Here is a 16,598-nt window from a genome sequence, read left to right on the forward strand (position 1 = left end):
CGCCGGGCTATTCGCCCGGACCGGCCGCTTCCGGCTCCAGCGCACGGTACATGATGTGCAGTCCGGTCAGGCCTTCGGTCGGATGCCGGAAGGCCTCGGGCACCGTGGCCAGGATGCGGAAGCCCAGCGACTGCCAGAGGGCGACGGCGCGCCGGTTGGCCTCGACGACGGCGTTGAACTGCATTGCCGTATAGCCCTGGGCCCGGGCCTCGGCGAGGACATGCCCGGCCAGCCTGCGGGCGATGCCCCGGCCGCCGTGGGCGGCATGCGTCATGAAGGAGGCGTTGGCCACGTGGTCGCCGGGGCCGGACCGGTTGGGGTGCAGCAGGGCGGTGCCCACCACTGTTCCGTCCCCGTCCACCGCGACGTACACCGCGGCCGGGGCCGGCTCCATCCATTCGCCGCGGGCGGTGCCCTCATCCATGTCCCGGTCCCAGCAGTAGGTCTCCCCCGCGCGGACGATCGGTTCCATCACGGCCCAGATCCCGGGCCAGTCGCCGTCGACGGCGCGGCGCACCTGCAGGGTGTCCGGCTGCGGATGCGCCGCGTCGCTCATGCGTCGAGGGCCTTCGCCCACAGGTTGATGCCGGCGTCGACGGCGTGCTCGTCGATGCGGCGCAGTTCCTCGTCGCTGAACTGCAGCTTCTGCACGGCGGCGAGGCTGTCCTCCAGCTGCCGCACCGAGGATGCCCCGATCAGCGCCGAAGTGACCTGCCCGCCGGCGGCCTGGGGGCGCAGCACCCAGGCGATGGCCATCTGCGCCAGGGTCTGGCCCCGCGACTCGGCGATTTCGTTGAGCGCACGCACCCGGGCGAGGTTTTCATCGGTGATCATCCCGGGGTCCAGCGACTTTCCGGCCGACGCCCGGGACCCCTCCGGCACACCGTTCAGGTACCTGCCGGTGAGCAGGCCCTGGGCCAGCGGCGAGAACGCGATCGATCCGGCGCCCGCTTCGTCCAGGGCCGCGAAGAGGTTGGGATCGCCCTGCTCCACCCACCGGTTGAACATCGAGTAGGAGGGCTGGTGGATCAGCAGCGGGGTACCCATCCCGCGCAGGATCCGCGCCGCTTCCAGGGTCTTTTCCGGGGAGTAGGAGGAAATGCCGGCGTAGAGCGCCCGCCCGGAGCGGACAGCGGTGTCCAGCGCACCCATGGTCTCCTCCAGGGGCGTGTCCGGGTCCGGCCGGTGGCTGTAGAAGATGTCGACGTAGTCCAGGCCCATCCGTTCCAGTGACTGGTCCAGGCTGGAGAGCAGGTACTTGCGCGAGCCCCAGTTGCCGTAGGGCCCGGGCCACATGTCGTATCCGGCCTTGGTGGAGATCACCAGCTGGTCCCGGTAGGGGCGGAAATCGTCGCGCAGGTGCCGGCCGAAGTTCGTCTCGGCGGAGCCGTAGGGCGGTCCGTAGTTGTTGGCGAGGTCGAAGTGGGTCACGCCCAGGTCGAAGGCCCGTCGCAGGATCTGCCGCTGGGTCTCGAACTCCCGGTCATCGCCAAAGTTGTGCCAGAGGCCCAGGGAGACCGCGGGCAGCTGGAGCCCGCTGCGGCCCACCCGTCGATAGGGCATGGATTCATATCGGTTGTCGGCAGCAACATATGTCATGGGCCCTATCCTGCCACCCGGAGCCGGCGGCCCGTCAGTGCGCGTGTCGCCGGGGCGAGCCGAGCACGGGCCGACGGTCGCCCGGCCGCGGGACAAGGGCCTGCGCCTTGCCGAAAACTACTAAGCCTGCTTAGGTTTGTGGAGTTACCGTGTTACCCCGACAGGAAGGACCACAATGAGCCAGCCGGCGCAGCAACAGGACGTTCCCGGTATCCAGTCGAAAATGGAGCCGGTCCCCGACTGCGGTGAGCAGAGCTACCGCGGGTCCGGCAAGCTCAAGGGCAAGAAGGCCGTGATCACCGGCGCCGACAGCGGCATCGGCCGTGCGGTGGCGATCGCCTTCGCCCGCGAGGGGGCCGATGTGCTGATCTCCTACCTCAACGAGGACGACGACGCGCGCAACACCGCCCGCCTGGTGGAGGAGGCCGGGCAGAAGGCCGTCCTGGTGCCCGGCGACCTCGACACCGCCGCCCAGTGCCGCAAGGTCATCGACACCGCGGTGCAGGAATTCGGCCGCATCGACGTGCTGGTGCACAACGCCGCCTTCCAGATGGACCGGCCCACCCTGGAGGAGATCTCCGATGAGGAGTGGGAATACACCTTCAAGGTCAACATCAATGCGATGTTCTACCTGATCAAGGCGGCCCTGCCGCACATGGGCCCCGGGTCCTCGATCATCGGCAGCTCCTCCGTCAACTCGGACAACCCGGTGCCCACCCTGGCCCCGTACTCGGCGACGAAGGCGGCTATCGCCAACCTCTCCGCCAGCCTGGCGCAGCTGCTCGGCGGGCGCGGCATCCGGGTGAACAGCGTCGCGCCGGGCCCGATCTGGACTCCGCTGATCCCGTCCACCATGCCGCCCGAGAAGGTGGAGAGCTTCGGTTCCGATGTTCCGCTGGGCCGTCCGGGCCAACCGGCTGAGCTCGCCCCGGCCTACGTCCTGCTGGCCTCCGACGACGGCAGCTACATGTCAGGTGCCCGCATCGCCGTCACCGGCGGCAACCCGATCCTGTAGCGCCGCAGCTCCCGCGCCCGCCGCCGTCGGCCCGACGCCGCCGCCTCCCCGCCAGCCATCACCTCTCCGCCCGCCCCGGGCACGAACAGGAGCCAGCCGTGAAGATCCGTGGATCAGTCGCCGTCGTGACCGGAGCCTCCAGCGGCATCGGCAGGGCCACGGCCCTCCGCCTGGCCCGCCGGGGGGCCGACGTCGTCCTGGCCGCCCGCCGCGGTGAGGCGCTGGAGGAGGTGGCGGCGCAGTGCCGCCGGCACGGGGTGCGAAGCCTTGCCGTGCCCACCGACGTTGCCGATGAGCGCGCCGTCCGTGCCCTCGCCGAGCGCGCCCGGGAGGAATTCGGCCGGATCGATGTCTGGATCAACAATGCCGCCGTGGGCTCCTTCGCGCCCTTCCTGCAGACACCCCTGGCTGATGTCCGGCGGGTTCTGGACGTCAACGTCATGGGGTATGTGTACGGCTGCCGGCAGGCGCTGGAACAGATGGGCGCGCAGGGGGCCGGCACGGTGATCAACGTGGCCTCGATCGTGGGTGAAGTGCCCCAGCCCTACACCGCGCCCTACTCCATGTCCAAGGCCGCGGTCCGGGCGCTGGGCGTCAGCCTCCGCTCGGAGCTGCGGCTGGCCCGGGCACGGAACATCCATGTCTGCACGGTCCTGCCGCCGACCATCGACACGCCGTTCTTCCAGCACGGCGCCAACTACAGCGGACGGCGTGCCCTGGCGATGCCGCCGGTGTACACGGCCGACGCCGTGGCCCGGCAGATCGTCCGCCTGCTCGGCCGCCCCCGCCCGGAGGCGGTCGTGGGGCTGATCGGCCGCTCGCTGGTTGCGCAGCATCGGCTCATGCCGCGCCCCGTGGAGGCCTTCATGGCGGTGCAGGTGGACCGCGGCCAGCTCTCCCGCCGCGAGCCGGCCGCGCCGTCACCCGGCTCCCTTTACGGGCCCGCTGCCGCCGATGCCGCGGGCTCGGTCGACGGCGGCTGGCATGGACGGGCACGGACGGCGCGGCGAAACACCCTGGCTGCCCTGCTCCCGGCGGCTGCCGTCGCCGCCGCCGCGGTGCGGCGGCAGCGACGGAGCTGAACCGCCGCCGGCTCAGCTTCTCCTGCGCGTGTCAGCCTTCGCCCGCCAGGCGCAGCACGGCGGCTCCGTGCGGCGGCAGCCTGATCCCCTCGGCGGACACCGCGGCCGGCACGGTCTCCAGCAGGACCCCGCCCCCGCCCGGCGCACCGGCCGGGACCGGAACGAGCCGTTCAGTGTCGGCGAAGTTGAGCACGATCCCCACGTCGCCGCGCCGGACCACCAGCCACCCCTGATCCTCGTCGTACTCGACGCCGGTGTGCCGCAGGTCCGGGTCCGTCAGTTCGGGGAGGGACCGCCGCAGCTGCAGCAGCCGGCGGTACAGGTCCAGCAGCCGGGCATGGTCGCCCTGCCCGGCTTCGTTCCAGTCGAGCTTGGAGCGCCGGAAGGTCTCCGGGTCCTGCGGGTTGGGCACCGTCTCCGGGTCCCAGCCCATCTTCTCGAATTCCTTCAGCCGGCCCTCCGCGGTGGCCCTGCCCAGCTCCGGCTCGGGGTGGGAGGTGAAGAACTGCCATGGCGTGGAGGCGCCGAACTCCTCCCCCATGAACAGCATGGGCGTGAAGGGGCCGGTCAGGTACAGCACCGCGCCGAGCGCGAGGCGGTCATATCCCAGCGCCGGGCTGAGCCGGTCTCCGGCCGCACGGTTGCCCACCTGGTCGTGGTCCTGGATGAACGTCACCAGCTGGCGGGCTGTGTTCGCGTCCGGGTCCAGCGGCCGGCCGTGGCTGCGCTCCCGGAAGGAGGAGAAGGTCCCGTCGTGGTAGAACCCTTTCTCCAGCACCTTGGCCAGCGCACCGAGGGAGCCAAAGTCGGCGTAGTAGCCGATGGTCTCCCCCGTGAGGTTGCTGTGGGCGGCGTGATGGAAGTCGTCCGACCACTGCCCGGCCAGCCCGTAGCCGCCCCGGTCCCGTCCGGTGATCAGGCGGGGGTTGTTCAGGTCCGACTCGGCGATGAGGAACAGCGGCTTGTCCAGCTCCGCGGCCAGCCGGTCCGTTTCGGCCGCCATCTCCTCGAGGATGTGCACCGCCCGCTCGTCATGCAGCGCGTGCACGGCGTCCAGCCGCAGCCCGTCGACATGGTAGTCGCGGAACCACATGGCCACATTGTCCAGGATGTAGCGGCGGACGTCGTCGGAGAGCGGTCCGTCGAGGTTGATCGAATCTCCCCAGGTGTTCGACTTTCCCTGCGAGAGGTAGGGGCCGAACATGGGCAGATAGTTGCCGCTCGGCCCGAGGTGGTTGTAGACGACGTCCTGGATGACGCCCAGACCGGCCTGATGCGCGGCGTCCACGAACCGCTGGTAGGCCTCCGGCCCGCCGTAGGTCTCCTGGACCGCGTACCAGAGGACGCCGTCGTAACCCCAGTTGTGGGTGCCGTTGAAGGCGTTCACGGGCAGCAGCTCGATGTACTGCACGCCCAGGTCCCGCAGGTAGGGCAGTTTCCCGGCGGCGGCGTCCAAGGTGCCTTCGGGGGTGAAGGTGCCCACGTGCAGCTCGTAGATGGCCTGCCCGTCGAGTCCCGGCGAGCGCCAGCCGGCGTCGTGCCATTGGTAGGCCGCCGGGTCGAAGGTGCGGGAGAGCCCGTGCACGCCCTCCGGCTGCCGTCGGGACCGCGGGTCCGGAACGGGCGTGTCGGCGCCGTTGATCAGGTAGCCGTAGTCGATGTCCTCGGTCAGCTGGGCGTGCTGGACATGCCACCAGCCGCCCTCCCCGCGGCTCATGGGCAGCCTGCGGCCGTCCGCCAGCAGCGTCATGGTGTCGGCGTCCGGAGCCCAGACCGTGAAGTCGGTGCGCATCAGTTGTCCTCCCGTACGAGCAGAGCGGCCGGATACGTGCTGAACAGGTCCTGCACGGCGATGGTCCCGTCGGACTCGTGCAGTGCCCCGGTCACCACCTCGCGCCAGCTGCCGGCCGGCAGCTGCAGCACGGTGTCGCCCCAGCCGCCTGCAGCCGCCAGGCCGACCGGCAGCCGCGTCACGGCAGCGACTGCGCCGCCGCGGTCGAAGGCGAAGACGTGGTCGGCGGCCGCGCCCCGGGCAGGCACCGCGGCGTAACCGGTGAACAGTTCGGGCCGGGCCCGGCGCAGCTGGAGCGCCCGGGAGGTCAGCAGCAGCTTGGCCCGCCCGTCGGCGTCGGGCGCGGGGGCCGCTCCGTCCGCCAGGGCGGCGAGCGTCCGGGCTCGCTCCGCATAGTCCACCGGCCGCCGGTTGTCCGGGTCCACCAGCGAGCGGTCCCAGTACTCGGTGCCCTGGTAGACGTCGGGCACGCCCGGCATCGCCAGCTGCAGCAGCTTCGCGGACAGGGAATTGGACCAGCCGGCGGCGGTGATCCGCGCGTCCAGGCGTTCGAGTTCCCCACGGACCCTCGGGTCGTCGAACGCGGCGTCGACGGCGGCGTGCATGGCGTCTTCGAACGCCTGGTCGACGTCGGTCCAGGTGGTTGAGCTGCCGGCCTCCCGTGCGGCTTTCTCCGCATAGGCGTGGGCGCGTTCGCGCGACAGCGGCCAGGCTCCCAGCAGCGACTGCCAGAGCAGGTTGGCGAACGGAGCGTCGGGGATCGGCGCTGCCTCCTGCAGCCGGGCGAAGGCCGCGGCCCAGTCGCCGGGCAGTTCGGACAGGACGCTGATCCGGGCGCGGGTGTCCTCGCTGCGCTTGGTGTCGTGCGTGGTGAGCGTGGTCATCGCCGCCGGACGTTCGCGCTGGCGCCGGAGCAGCTCCAGGTGCAGGTCGAAGGGGTCCAGGGCGAAGACGGACGGATCGGCGCCGACTTCGTTCAGGGAGACCAGCCTGCTGTACCGGTAGAACGCGGTGTCCTCCACGCCCTTGGCCATGACCATGCCGCTGGTCTGCTGGAACCGGACGGGCAGCTCGGGAAGCGGGCCGGTTCCTCCTGCGAGCGCGGGGTTCAGCAGCGGGTGCAGGGCCTCCAGTGCGGGGGCCAGGTCCGGGCGGTGCACCATGGCCAGGTCCACGGCCTCGGCGAGGTACGCGGCGCCGTCGGGCAGGTAGCTGCGGTAGACCGGGAAGCAGGCGAGCAGCTCGGCGAGCGCGTCCGCGGCGGTCGCCGGGTCGAGGCCGGTGTCCGGCGGCAGCAGGCGCACCAGGCGCTGCACCTCCGAGTTGAGCATCCCGTCGGCGATGGCGCGCTTGGTGTCGTGGATCATCCGGCGGTAGTCCCGGGCGGGCGCGACGGCGGTCAGCGCCTGTTCCGCGGCGGGATCGACGAAGAGGCGGTCGACGGCGGCCAGGGCGTCGTAGCCGGTGGTGCCCGCCGTTTCCCAGCCGTCCGGAAGGACTTCGCCGGGCTCGAGGATCTTCTCCACCAGGACGTAGGCGCCGCCGGTCAGCTTCTGCAGCTGCTCAAGGTAGCCGCCGGGGTCGGCAAGGCCGTCCGGGTGGTCGATCCGCAGCCCGTCCACCAGCCCGGCCTCGAACCAGCGGCGGACCTCGGCATGCGCCTGCTCGAAGACCTCGGGCTCCTCAACGCGGATTCCGGCGAGCGTGTTGACGCCGAAGAACCGGCGGTAGTTCAGCTCACTGTCGGCCCGCCGCCAGCTGACCAGCTCGTAGTGCTGGCGGCCGTGCACCTCGCGGGCGCCGGCCCCGTCGTCGGCCGTGCCCTCTGCGACCGGGAAGACGTGGTCGTAGTAGCGCAGCGTGCCGTCGACCAGCTGGAGGTTCGCCAGCTCATCGTCCCCGTCGCCGAGCACCGGCAGGCGGATACGGCCGCCGGCGGCGTCCCAATCGATATCGAACGCGGACGCATACGGGGAGCCGGGCCCCTCCCGCAGCAGCGACCACCACCAGGCGTTGGCGCGCGGCGTCGCCACGCCCATGTGATTGGGCACGATGTCCACCAGCACGCCGAGCCCGGCTGCATGCGCCGCCTCGGACAGCGCGCGCAGGCCCTCGGCTCCGCCGCGGGCGGGGTCGACGGCCGACGGATCGACGACGTCGTAGCCGTGGTCGGAGCCGGGCTCCGCGGTCAGGATCGGCGACAGGTAGACCCAGTCCGCGCCGAGGTCCGCCAGGTACGGTACCAGGGCGGCGGCGTCGTGGAGGGTGAAGGACGGCGTGATCTGCAGGCGGTAAGTGGAGACCGGTGTCCTCACGCGTCGCCCTCTTCCACGGCGGTGTCCGCGGCCGCGTCGGCGGCTGCTTCGTCCGCCGCTGCGAGGACGGCGAGGGACGCGGCCACTGAGTGGTCGTGGTCCTCTTCCTCCTCGGGATGGGCGCGGAGGATGACCAGGGACTTGGCGGCAACGTTCAGCGGCGAGTCCGGGGCGACCGTCTCCTCGGTCTCGTATCCGCCGGCCGTGTCGATGACCCGGTCCCAGAGCGGACCGTACTCCTTGCCCGGGACGGTGAACTTCACCGTGTCGTCGTCGGCGTTGAAGTAGAGCAGGAAATTCGCGTCGACGATCCGCTGGCCGCGCTCGTCGCGGCCGGGGATGCCCTGGCCGTTGAGGAAGACACCGAGGGAGCGGCTGAGCTGGGCGTCCCAGTCCTCCGGTTCCATGGGGGTTCCGTCCTCGCGCAGCCAGGCGATGTCCGGCAGGACTTCGCCCTCGCCGCGGCGCACCGGACGGCCGTCGAAGAAACGCCGGCGGCGGAAGGTGGGGTGCTCGGCGCGCAGCCGGTTCACGGCGGCGGTGAATTCCACCAGCGGGGTGTCCATGGCGTCCCAGTTGACCCAGGTGAGCTCGGAGTCCTGGGCGTACGTGTTGTTGTTGCCGTGCTGGGTGCGGCCCAGTTCATCGCCGTGCAGCAGCATGGGCACGCCCTGGGACAGCAGCAGGGTGGCGAGGAAGTTCCGCTGCTGCCGGGCCCGCAGCGAGAGCACCGTCGGGTCGTCCGTGGGGCCCTCGACGCCGCAGTTCCAGGAGCGGTTGTGGGACTCGCCGTCGTTGTTGTCCTCGCCGTTGGCCTCGTTGTGCTTCTCGTTGTAGGACACCAGGTCACGCAGGGTGAACCCGTCGTGCGCGGTGACGAAGTTGATCGACGCGACCGGGCGGCGGGCGGAGGACTCGTAGAGGTCCGCGGAGCCGGTGATCCGGGAGGCGAACTCGCCCAGGGTGGAGGGCTCGCCGCGCCAGAAGTCCCGCACGGTGTCGCGGAACTTGCCGTTCCATTCCGTCCACAGGGGCGGGAAGTTGCCGACCTGGTAGCCGCCGGGACCGATGTCCCAGGGCTCGGCGATCAGCTTGACCTGGGAAACCACCGGGTCCTGCTGGACGAGTTCGAAGAAGCTGGAGAGCCGGTCGACGTCGTAGAACTCGCGGGCCAGGGTTGAGGCGAGGTCGAACCGGAACCCGTCCACGTGCATTTCGGTGACCCAGTAGCGCAGCGAGTCCATGATCAGCTGCAGCGAATGCGGGGTCCGCACATTCAGCGAGTTTCCGGTGCCGGTGTAGTCCATGTAGTACCGCTGGTCGTCCTCGACCAGGCGGTAGTACGACTTGTTGTCGATGCCACGGAAGGACAGGGTGGGGCCCAGGTGGTTGCCCTCGGCTGTGTGGTTGTAGACGACGTCGAGGATCACTTCGATTCCGGCCCGGTGCAGGGCGCGGACCATGGCCTTGAACTCCTGCACCTGCTGCCCGGCGTCGCCGGTGGCGCTGTACTTGTTGTGCGGGGCGAAGAAGCCGATGGTGTTGTAGCCCCAGTAGTTGGACAGGCCCTTCTCCTGCAGCGTGGAGTCGTTGACGAACTGGTGCACGGGCATCAGTTCGATCGCCGTGACGCCGAGTTTCTGCAGGTGTTCGATGACGGCCGGATGCGCGATGCCGGCATAGGTGCCGCGCTCGGCCTCGGGAACCTCCGGGTGCAGCATGGTCAGGCCCTTGACGTGGGCCTCGTAGATGACCGACTTGTGGTACGGAATGCGCGGCAGCCGGTCCCCGTCCCAGTCGAAGAAGGGATTGACGACGACGCCGAGCATCATGTGGGCGGCGGAATCCTCGTCGTTGCGGGAGTCCTCGTCGCCGAAGTTGTAGCCGAACAGCGCCTGGTCCCAGTCGATTTCACCGGCCACGGCCTTGGCATAGGGATCCAGCAGCAGCTTGTTCGGGTTGCAGCGGCAGCCGTTGGCCGGATCGTAGGGGCCGTCCACCCGGAAGCCGTACTTCTGCCCGGGGATGACGTTGGGCAGGTAGCAGTGCCAGACATACCCGTCGACTTCGTGCAGGCGGATCTGCTCCTCCCTGCCCTCGTCGTCGAACAGGCAGAGGGTCACCGATTCGGCGGCCTCGCTGTAGAGGGCGAAGTTGGTGCCGTGCCCGTCATAGGTCGCGCCCAACGGATAGGCATCACCCGGCCAAACTTCCATCTGTGCTCCTGACGTCGGTGGTGTGCAGGACACCAATTTAGTATGCCTGCTTAGTTTCACACCTTACCCCGGCCGGAGCCGTCCCCGGTGGTGAGCTCGGCCACCACCGAACGGATCTCCGCCGGCAGTTTCGACGGCTCGACGGGCCCCCTGCGGGCGGCCCGGGATCCGGCGAGCCCGTGCAGGCTGGCGGCGGCTGCGGCCAGGCGGGCGTAGTGGTCGGGAGTCCGCTCGTCCGGGGCGGTGTGGTCGGTGGCCAGCAGGGCGCCGAGGATCCCGGCTAGGGTGTCCCCGCTGCCGGCCGTGGCGAGCCCGGCGGTGGCGTCGGCCTGGCTGTAGGCGGTGCCGTCCGGGCCGACCGCGAGGGTGGCCCAGCCTTTCAGCAAAACGGTGGCTCCGGTCAGTCCGGCCGCCCGCCGGGCCCAGGACAACGGATCCTCCTCGATCCGGGCACGGTCCACCGACTCGCCCAGGGTGCCGAGCAGGCGTGCAAGTTCCCCGGCATGCGGGGTGAGTACGGTCTGCGCGCCCAGTCCCGGATGCACTTCGGAGAGGGCGTCGGCGTCGATGACGGCGGGCAGGCCCGCGGCCATGGCGGCGCGGGCCCGCAGCCGCTGCTCCTCATCGGTTCCGGCCCCCGGGCCGGCCAGCCAGGCCTGGACGTGGGTCTCATCCACCCGGCCCCCACTGCAGACCGCCTCCGGATGGGCGATGTTGATCAGCCGGGCGACGTCGGGCGCGCCGAGGTAGCGGACCATGCCGACGCCGGTGGCCAGGGCGGCGCCGACGGCCAGCACGGCGGCTCCCGGATAGGTGGCCGAGCCGGCGGCGACGCCGAGGACGCCGCGGGTGTACTTATGGTCGGTGGCGCGGGGCCGGTAGAGGGCCGCGGCGACGTCGGCGGCTTCCAGCCGGCGCAGTTCGGGCTCCCCCAGGTGCGGGCCGAGGCCGATGTCGACGCATTCGACGCTGCCGGCCGCGGCGGCGCCGGGGCCGGCCATCAGCCCGGTCTTCCAGGCGCCGAAGGTCACGGTGGCATCGGCCCGGATGTGCGGGCCCGCAGCGGCTCCGGTGTCTGCGTCGATGCCGCTGGGCAGGTCCGTGGCCAGGAGAAAGGGGCCCGTCCCCTGGCTTTCACGGGCGGGAACGAGGGCCTCGGCAACCTCGGCCGCCGGGCCGCGGAGCCCGCCCCTGCCGCCGGTGCCGAGCAGGCCGTCGAGGACCAGGTCAGCGGAACGGCAGAGCCCGGCGGCGCTCCGCGCATCCGAAACGGTCCGGACGGTGCCGCCGCACCGGACCAACTCCGCCAACGCCTCCGGGTGGGCCCGCTCGGCGAACAGCAGAGCGATAACGGAGGCACCGCGGGCAGCCAGCCGGGCGCCGGCGTAGAGAGCGTCGCCGCCGTTGTTGCCGGCACCGGCCAGCACCGTGACGCCGGCCCCGTAGACCCTGCCCCGGCGGCTGCGCAGCTGTCGGGCTGCGGCCGTATACAGCCCGTGGGCGGCCCGCTGCATCAGCACCGGTCCCAGGCCTTGGCGCAGCAGCGGCTCCTCGGCGGCACGGACGGCGGTTCCGGAGTACGCGCTGATCATGTCGACCAGCCTAGTACCGTCCCGCCGCCTCAGTCTTCGGCGACCACCATCGCGGTGGCGACGTCCCCGTCGTGGCTGAGCGAGAGGTGCCAGCGCCGCACGCCGCGTTCCTCGGCCGCGGCAGCGACGGTCCCGCTGGCCTGCACGAAGGGGGCGCCGGCGCCGTCGATGCCGACTTGGCAGTCCTGCCAGTTCATGCCGGCCGGCGCGCCGAGCGCCTTCGCGACCGCTTCCTTGGCGGCGAACCGGGCCGCCAGGGAACGCAGGTTCAGCTCCCGCTCGGCGGGAGTGAACAGCCGGGCGCGCAGCCCGGGCGTGCGTTCCAGCTGGCGGCCGAACCGCGGCACGTCGACGACGTCGACGCCGATCCCGACGATCACCGGGCTACTCGACGGTGACGGACTTGGCCAGGTTGCGCGGCTGGTCGACGTCGTAGCCCTTCGCCGTGGCGAGGGCACAGGCGAAGATCTGCAGCGGGACGACGGTCAGCAGCGGCGCGAGCAGCGGCGCGGCCTCCGGCACGTAGAACACGTGCTCCGCGTAGTCCTTGACGGCGTCGTCGCCCTCTTCGGCGATCACAATGGTGCGGGCGCCGCGGGCACGGATCTCCTGGATGTTGGAGACCACCTTGGCGTGCAGCGAGTTCCGGCCGCGCGGGGACGGAACCACCACGAACACCGGCTGGCCCTCCTCGATCAGGGCGATCGGGCCGTGCTTCAGCTCGCCGGCGGCAAAGCCCTCGGCGTGGATGTACGCCAGCTCCTTGAGCTTCAGCGCACCCTCCATAGCGATCGGGAAACCGACGTGGCGGCCTAGGAACAGCACCGAGCGCGTGTCGGCCATCATTTCGGCGAGTTCGCGGACCTGGCCGGAGCCGTCGAGGACCTGCTGGATCTTGCCGGGAATCGCGGCGAGGTCGGCCAGGATGTCCTTAATTTCGCCCTGGAACTTGTTGCCGCGCAGCTGGGCCAGGTACAGGCCGAGCAGATAGGCGGCGGTGATCTGCGCCAGGAACGCCTTGGTGGAGGCCACGGCGATTTCCGGGCCGGCGTGGGTGTAGAGCACCGCATCGGATTCGCGCGGAATGGTGGAGCCGTGCGTGTTGCAGATGGCCAGGACCTTCGCGCCCTGCTCCTTGGCGTAGCGGACCGCCATCAGGGTGTCCATCGTTTCGCCGGACTGGCTGATGGCCACGATCAGCGTGTTGGCGTCGACGATCGGATCGCGGTAACGGAACTCGTGGCTGAGCTCGACCTCGACCGGAATCCTGCACCAGTGCTCGATGGTGTACTTGGCGACCTGGCCGGCGTACGCGGAAGTGCCGCAGGCGAGGACCATGATCTTGTTGATCGACTTCAACGCCTCGGGATCGACGCGCAGCTCATCGAGCGTGAGGCGTCCCTCGGAGTCGGAACGGCCGAGCAGGGTGTCGCCCACGGCCTGCGGCTGGTCGTTGATCTCCTTCTCCATGAAGGAGCCGTAGCCGCCCTTTTCCGCAGCCTTGGCATCCCAGTTCACCTCGAACTCGGTGCCTTCGGCGGGCCCGCCAAAGAAGTCGGTGATCTCCATCGTCTCGGGGGTGATGGTGACGATCTGGTCCTGGCCGAGCTCGACGGCGCGCCGGGTGAAGTCGATGAAGCCGGAAACATCGGAGCCGAGGAAGTTCTCGTTCTCGCCGAGCCCGACGACGAGCGGCGAGTTCCGGCGGGCGGCGACGACCATGTCCGGGGCGTCGGCGTGGACGGCGAGGAGGGTGAAGGCACCCTCAAGGCGCTGGCACGCCAGCTGCATGGCCCGGCGCAGGTCTCCCCCGGCCTCGCCGCGGAAGAGGGTGCCGAGCAGCACGGCTGCAACTTCGGTGTCGGTTTCGCTCAGGAACTCCGCGCCCGCCTGCAGCAGCTCCGCCTTGATCTCGGCGAAGTTCTCGATGATGCCGTTGTGGATCACGGCCAGGCGTCCGCCGTCGGCCAGGTGCGGGTGGGCGTTCTCGTCGGTCGGGCCGCCGTGGGTGGCCCAGCGGGTGTGCCCGATGCCGGTGGCCGCGACGGGCAGCGGGTCCGCTTCCAGGACCGCCGCCAGGTTCGCCAGCTTGCCGGACTTCTTGCGGCTCTGGACGCCGTCTTCGGTCAGGACGGCGACGCCGGCGGAGTCATAGCCGCGGTATTCAAGCCGCCGCAGGCCCTCCATGACGACGTCGAGGGCACTGTGGGAGCCGGCTTCGCGCAGCTCCGCTGCCGCGCCGGGGCGGCCGGTATATCCAACAATTCCACACATAGCCCTAAGCGTACCGGCAGCCGCGCCCGCCCCCGTGCACGGCAGGCCCGCACGGTCACAGCCGCGGCATTTCCCGTGCTCCGGATATGTTTGACGCGTGTTTGGGATTGACGGGCCCGGCAGGGCAGAATGCACAGGGTGAGTGAACCATTGCCCCGGCCGCTGCCGTCCAACGGGTCTGAGGGCAACTTCACACCCTTTGTCGAGCTCGACAGGAGCACCTGGGCGCGCCTCGCGAACGAGATCAAGTCCCCGCTGAACCAGGAGGACATTGTCCGGCTGCGCGGCATCGGCGACGAGCTCAGCCTCGAGGAGATCCGCGAGGTCTACCTTCCCCTCTCCCGCCTGCTGAACCTTTACGTCGCGGCGGCCGGCGAGCTGCACAACGCCACCACCACCTTCCTGGGCGAAAAAACCAGCCGCACGCCGTTCGTGATCGGCGTCGCCGGCTCGGTGGCTGTTGGAAAATCGACGACGGCGCGCGTGCTGCGGGAGATGCTACGCCGCTGGCCGGAGACCCCCAACGTCGAACTGGTCACCACCGACGGCTTCCTCTACCCCAACGCCGAGCTGGAGCGCCGTGGCCTGATGCAGCGCAAGGGCTTTCCGGAGTCCTACGACCGCCGGGCGCTGCTGCGCTTCGTGAGTGCGGTCAAGAGCGGGGCCGACGAGGTCCGTGCCCCCAAGTACTCGCACCTGACCTACGACATCGTTCCCGGCGAGGAGATCGTCGTGCGCCGCCCCGACGTCCTCATTGTGGAGGGGCTGAACGTGCTGGCCCCGGCCCGGGTCCGCGCCGATGGGCGGGCCGGTCTCGCCCTGAGCGACTTCTTCGACTTCTCGATCTACGTGGACGCCCGCACCACCTACATCGAGGAATGGTACGTGCGCAGGTTCCAGAAGCTGCGCAGCGGGGCCTTCGCCGATCCGGCGTCCTACTTCCACCGCTACGCCGATCTGAGCGACGAGGAAGCGCGCGAAACGGCCCTGGGGATCTGGAAGCGGATCAACGAGCCGAACCTGGTCACCAATGTGCTGCCCACCCGGGGCCGGGCGCAGCTGGTCCTATCCAAGGACGCCAATCATTCGGTGACCAGGATGCTCCTGCGCAAGACGTAGGCTGCCGGCCGGTACGCCTGCGGAGCGGAAGGGGTTCGGCTTAGACCGCGGCACCCTCAGTGGGCTTCAGCGACAGGTGGGTCTCCACGGTCTCGGCCAACCGGCCTGCGACGGCCGAAGCCGTGTCCATGTCCGCGGCCTCTACCATGACGCGGACCACCGGCTCGGTTCCGGAGGGACGGAGCAGGACGCGCCCGGTCTCCCCCAGCTGCGCCTGCGCGGCTTCCACTGCCCGGCTGACCGCTTCATTGGTGCTGACGCCGGCCTTGTCGACGCCGCGCACGTTGATGAGGACCTGCGGCAGCTTGTTCATCACGGTGGCCAGCTGCTTCAGCGGCCGGCCGGTGCGGGCGACCTGGGCCGCCAGCTGGAGGCCGGTCAGGACGCCGTCGCCCGTGGTGGCGTACTCCGAGAAGATGACGTGGCCGGACTGCTCGCCGCCGAGGCTGTACCCGCCTTCGCGCATCGCCTCGAGCACGTACCGGTCTCCGACGGCGGTTTCGCGCAGGGAGATGCCGGCTTCGCGCAGGGCGAGCTTGAGGCCCAGGTTGCTCATCACGGTGGCGACGAGGGCGTCGTCCTTCAGCTTTCCGGCGGCCTTGAAGGCGGTGGCCATGATGGCCATGATCTGGTCGCCGTCCACCATGTTGCCCTCATGGTCGACGGCCAGGCAGCGGTCGGCGTCGCCGTCGTGGGCGATGCCCAGGTCCGCTCCGTGTTCCACCACGGCGGCCTGGAGCGGGCCCAGGTGCGTGGAGCCGTACCCGTCGTTGATGTTGATGCCGTCCGGATCGGCGCCGATCACCACGACCTGGGCGCCGGCGTCGGCGAAGACCTGCGGTGAGCAGCCGCTGGCGGCGCCGTGCGCGCAGTCCAGGACCACCTTGAGGCCGTCGAGCCGGTTCGGCAGGGTCTGCAGCAGGTGGAGCACGTAGCGGTCTTCGGCGTCCGCGAACCGGTTGATCCGGCCTACCTCGGCGCCCGTGGGACGCAGCGACGGCTGGCTCATCTCCAGCTCGATCTCATCCTCGAGGGCGTCGTCGAGCTTCTGTCCGCCGCGGGCCAGGAACTTGATGCCGTTGTCCGGGGCGGCGTTGTGGCTGGCGGAGATCATGACGCCGAAGTCGGCGCCGAGGTCCGCCACCAGGAAGGCGGCCGCGGGGGTGGGCAGCACGCCGGCGTCGTGGACGTCGACGCCCGAGCTGGCGAGGCCGGCTTCCACCGCTGCGGAGATGAAGTCTCCGCTGATGCGCGGATCGCGTGCGACGACGGCGGTGGGGCGGCGGCCGTCGGAGCGGCGGTGGCCGAGGACGACGGCGGCGGCCTGGGCCAGGCTGAGCGCGACCTCCGCGGTAATCAGGCCGTTCGCGAGGCCCCGCACGCCGTCTGTTCCAAACAATCTGCTCATCGCACACAATCCTAAGACACGCTTTTTCACCTCAATGAGGGGCCGCAGGCGGCAGGCTTACCGGGCTATTCTGCCACCGGTATACCCCCGATCGTGAAATCGAAGGCCCGCAGCGGGCCCGCAGGGCAGGTGATTTCCCTCCTGTGCAGGGTATCCGGCGCACTGGGCCTCCCTAACCCGACGCCG

At 70.4% G+C, this 16,598-nt stretch carries 12 protein-coding genes; 3 read left to right on the forward strand and 9 right to left on the reverse strand.

The genetic code is table 11. The features are described from left to right. Positions 1-7 precede the first annotated feature (7 nt). Positions 8-556, reverse strand: a complete 549-nt coding sequence (locus tag AC5RUW_RS11795; RefSeq protein WP_494160896.1) for a GNAT family N-acetyltransferase — start codon at positions 554-556, stop codon at positions 8-10. After that, complete coding sequence (gene mgrA / locus AC5RUW_RS11800) at positions 553-1,599, reverse strand: L-glyceraldehyde 3-phosphate reductase (RefSeq protein ID WP_494160897.1); 1,047 nt, start codon at positions 1,597-1,599, stop codon at positions 553-555. Before mgrA ends, AC5RUW_RS11795 begins: the two co-directional genes overlap by 4 nt. Positions 1,600-1,774: 175 nt before the next feature. On the opposite strand from mgrA, the gene AC5RUW_RS11805 reads away from it, so the two are divergent. Both AC5RUW_RS11805 and AC5RUW_RS11810 read left to right on the forward strand, forming a co-directional pair. After that, on the forward strand, positions 1,775-2,614 hold the full coding sequence (locus AC5RUW_RS11805; RefSeq protein WP_494160898.1) for an SDR family oxidoreductase: 840 nt from the start codon (positions 1,775-1,777) through the stop codon (positions 2,612-2,614). A 98-nt stretch (positions 2,615-2,712) separates the two neighbouring features. Continuing rightward, positions 2,713-3,696: an SDR family NAD(P)-dependent oxidoreductase gene (locus AC5RUW_RS11810; protein ID WP_494160899.1), complete on the forward strand. Its 984-nt coding sequence runs from the start codon at positions 2,713-2,715 to the stop codon at positions 3,694-3,696. Between the two features lie 31 nt (positions 3,697-3,727). On the opposite strand, the gene treZ is transcribed toward AC5RUW_RS11810, so the two are convergent. The 6 genes from treZ to glmS are packed head-to-tail and all read right to left on the reverse strand — an operon-like array spanning position 3,728 to position 13,885. Continuing rightward, complete coding sequence (gene treZ / locus AC5RUW_RS11815; protein WP_494160900.1) at positions 3,728-5,488, reverse strand: malto-oligosyltrehalose trehalohydrolase; 1,761 nt, start codon at positions 5,486-5,488, stop codon at positions 3,728-3,730. Further along, positions 5,488-7,803 carry a malto-oligosyltrehalose synthase gene (gene treY / locus AC5RUW_RS11820; RefSeq protein WP_494160901.1) on the reverse strand — a complete coding sequence of 772 codons (2,316 nt, stop codon included), beginning with the start codon at positions 7,801-7,803 and terminating at the stop codon, positions 5,488-5,490. Before treY ends, treZ begins: the two co-directional genes overlap by 1 nt. Continuing rightward, positions 7,800-10,019, reverse strand: coding sequence for a glycogen debranching protein GlgX (gene glgX / locus AC5RUW_RS11825; protein WP_494160902.1), 2,220 nt, complete (start codon positions 10,017-10,019; stop codon positions 7,800-7,802). Before glgX ends, treY begins: the two co-directional genes overlap by 4 nt. A gap of 56 nt (positions 10,020-10,075) precedes the next feature. Then, entirely contained in the window at positions 10,076-11,611 is a 1,536-nt protein-coding gene (locus AC5RUW_RS11830) for a bifunctional ADP-dependent NAD(P)H-hydrate dehydratase/NAD(P)H-hydrate epimerase (protein WP_494160903.1), read from the reverse strand. 29 nt (positions 11,612-11,640) lie between these two features. Then, complete coding sequence (locus tag AC5RUW_RS11835; RefSeq protein ID WP_494160904.1) at positions 11,641-11,991, reverse strand: holo-ACP synthase; 351 nt, start codon at positions 11,989-11,991, stop codon at positions 11,641-11,643. A gap of 4 nt (positions 11,992-11,995) precedes the next feature. Then, positions 11,996-13,885, reverse strand: coding sequence for a glutamine--fructose-6-phosphate transaminase (isomerizing) (glmS, locus tag AC5RUW_RS11840; RefSeq protein WP_494160905.1), 1,890 nt, complete (start codon positions 13,883-13,885; stop codon positions 11,996-11,998). 129 nt (positions 13,886-14,014) lie between these two features. On the opposite strand from glmS, the gene coaA reads away from it, so the two are divergent. Further along, the gene (coaA, locus tag AC5RUW_RS11845; RefSeq protein WP_494160906.1) at positions 14,015-15,004 is read left to right on the forward strand and encodes a type I pantothenate kinase; all 990 of its coding nucleotides are present in this window, start codon (positions 14,015-14,017) and stop codon (positions 15,002-15,004) included. 40 nt (positions 15,005-15,044) lie between these two features. Here the strand turns inward: coaA and glmM are convergent, their stop codons facing one another. Beyond that, on the reverse strand, positions 15,045-16,412 hold the full coding sequence (gene glmM / locus AC5RUW_RS11850; protein ID WP_494160907.1) for a phosphoglucosamine mutase: 1,368 nt from the start codon (positions 16,410-16,412) through the stop codon (positions 15,045-15,047). Positions 16,413-16,598: the final 186 nt, after the last annotated feature.

The sequence above is a fragment of the Arthrobacter sp. Y3222053 genome, assembly GCF_059092805.1.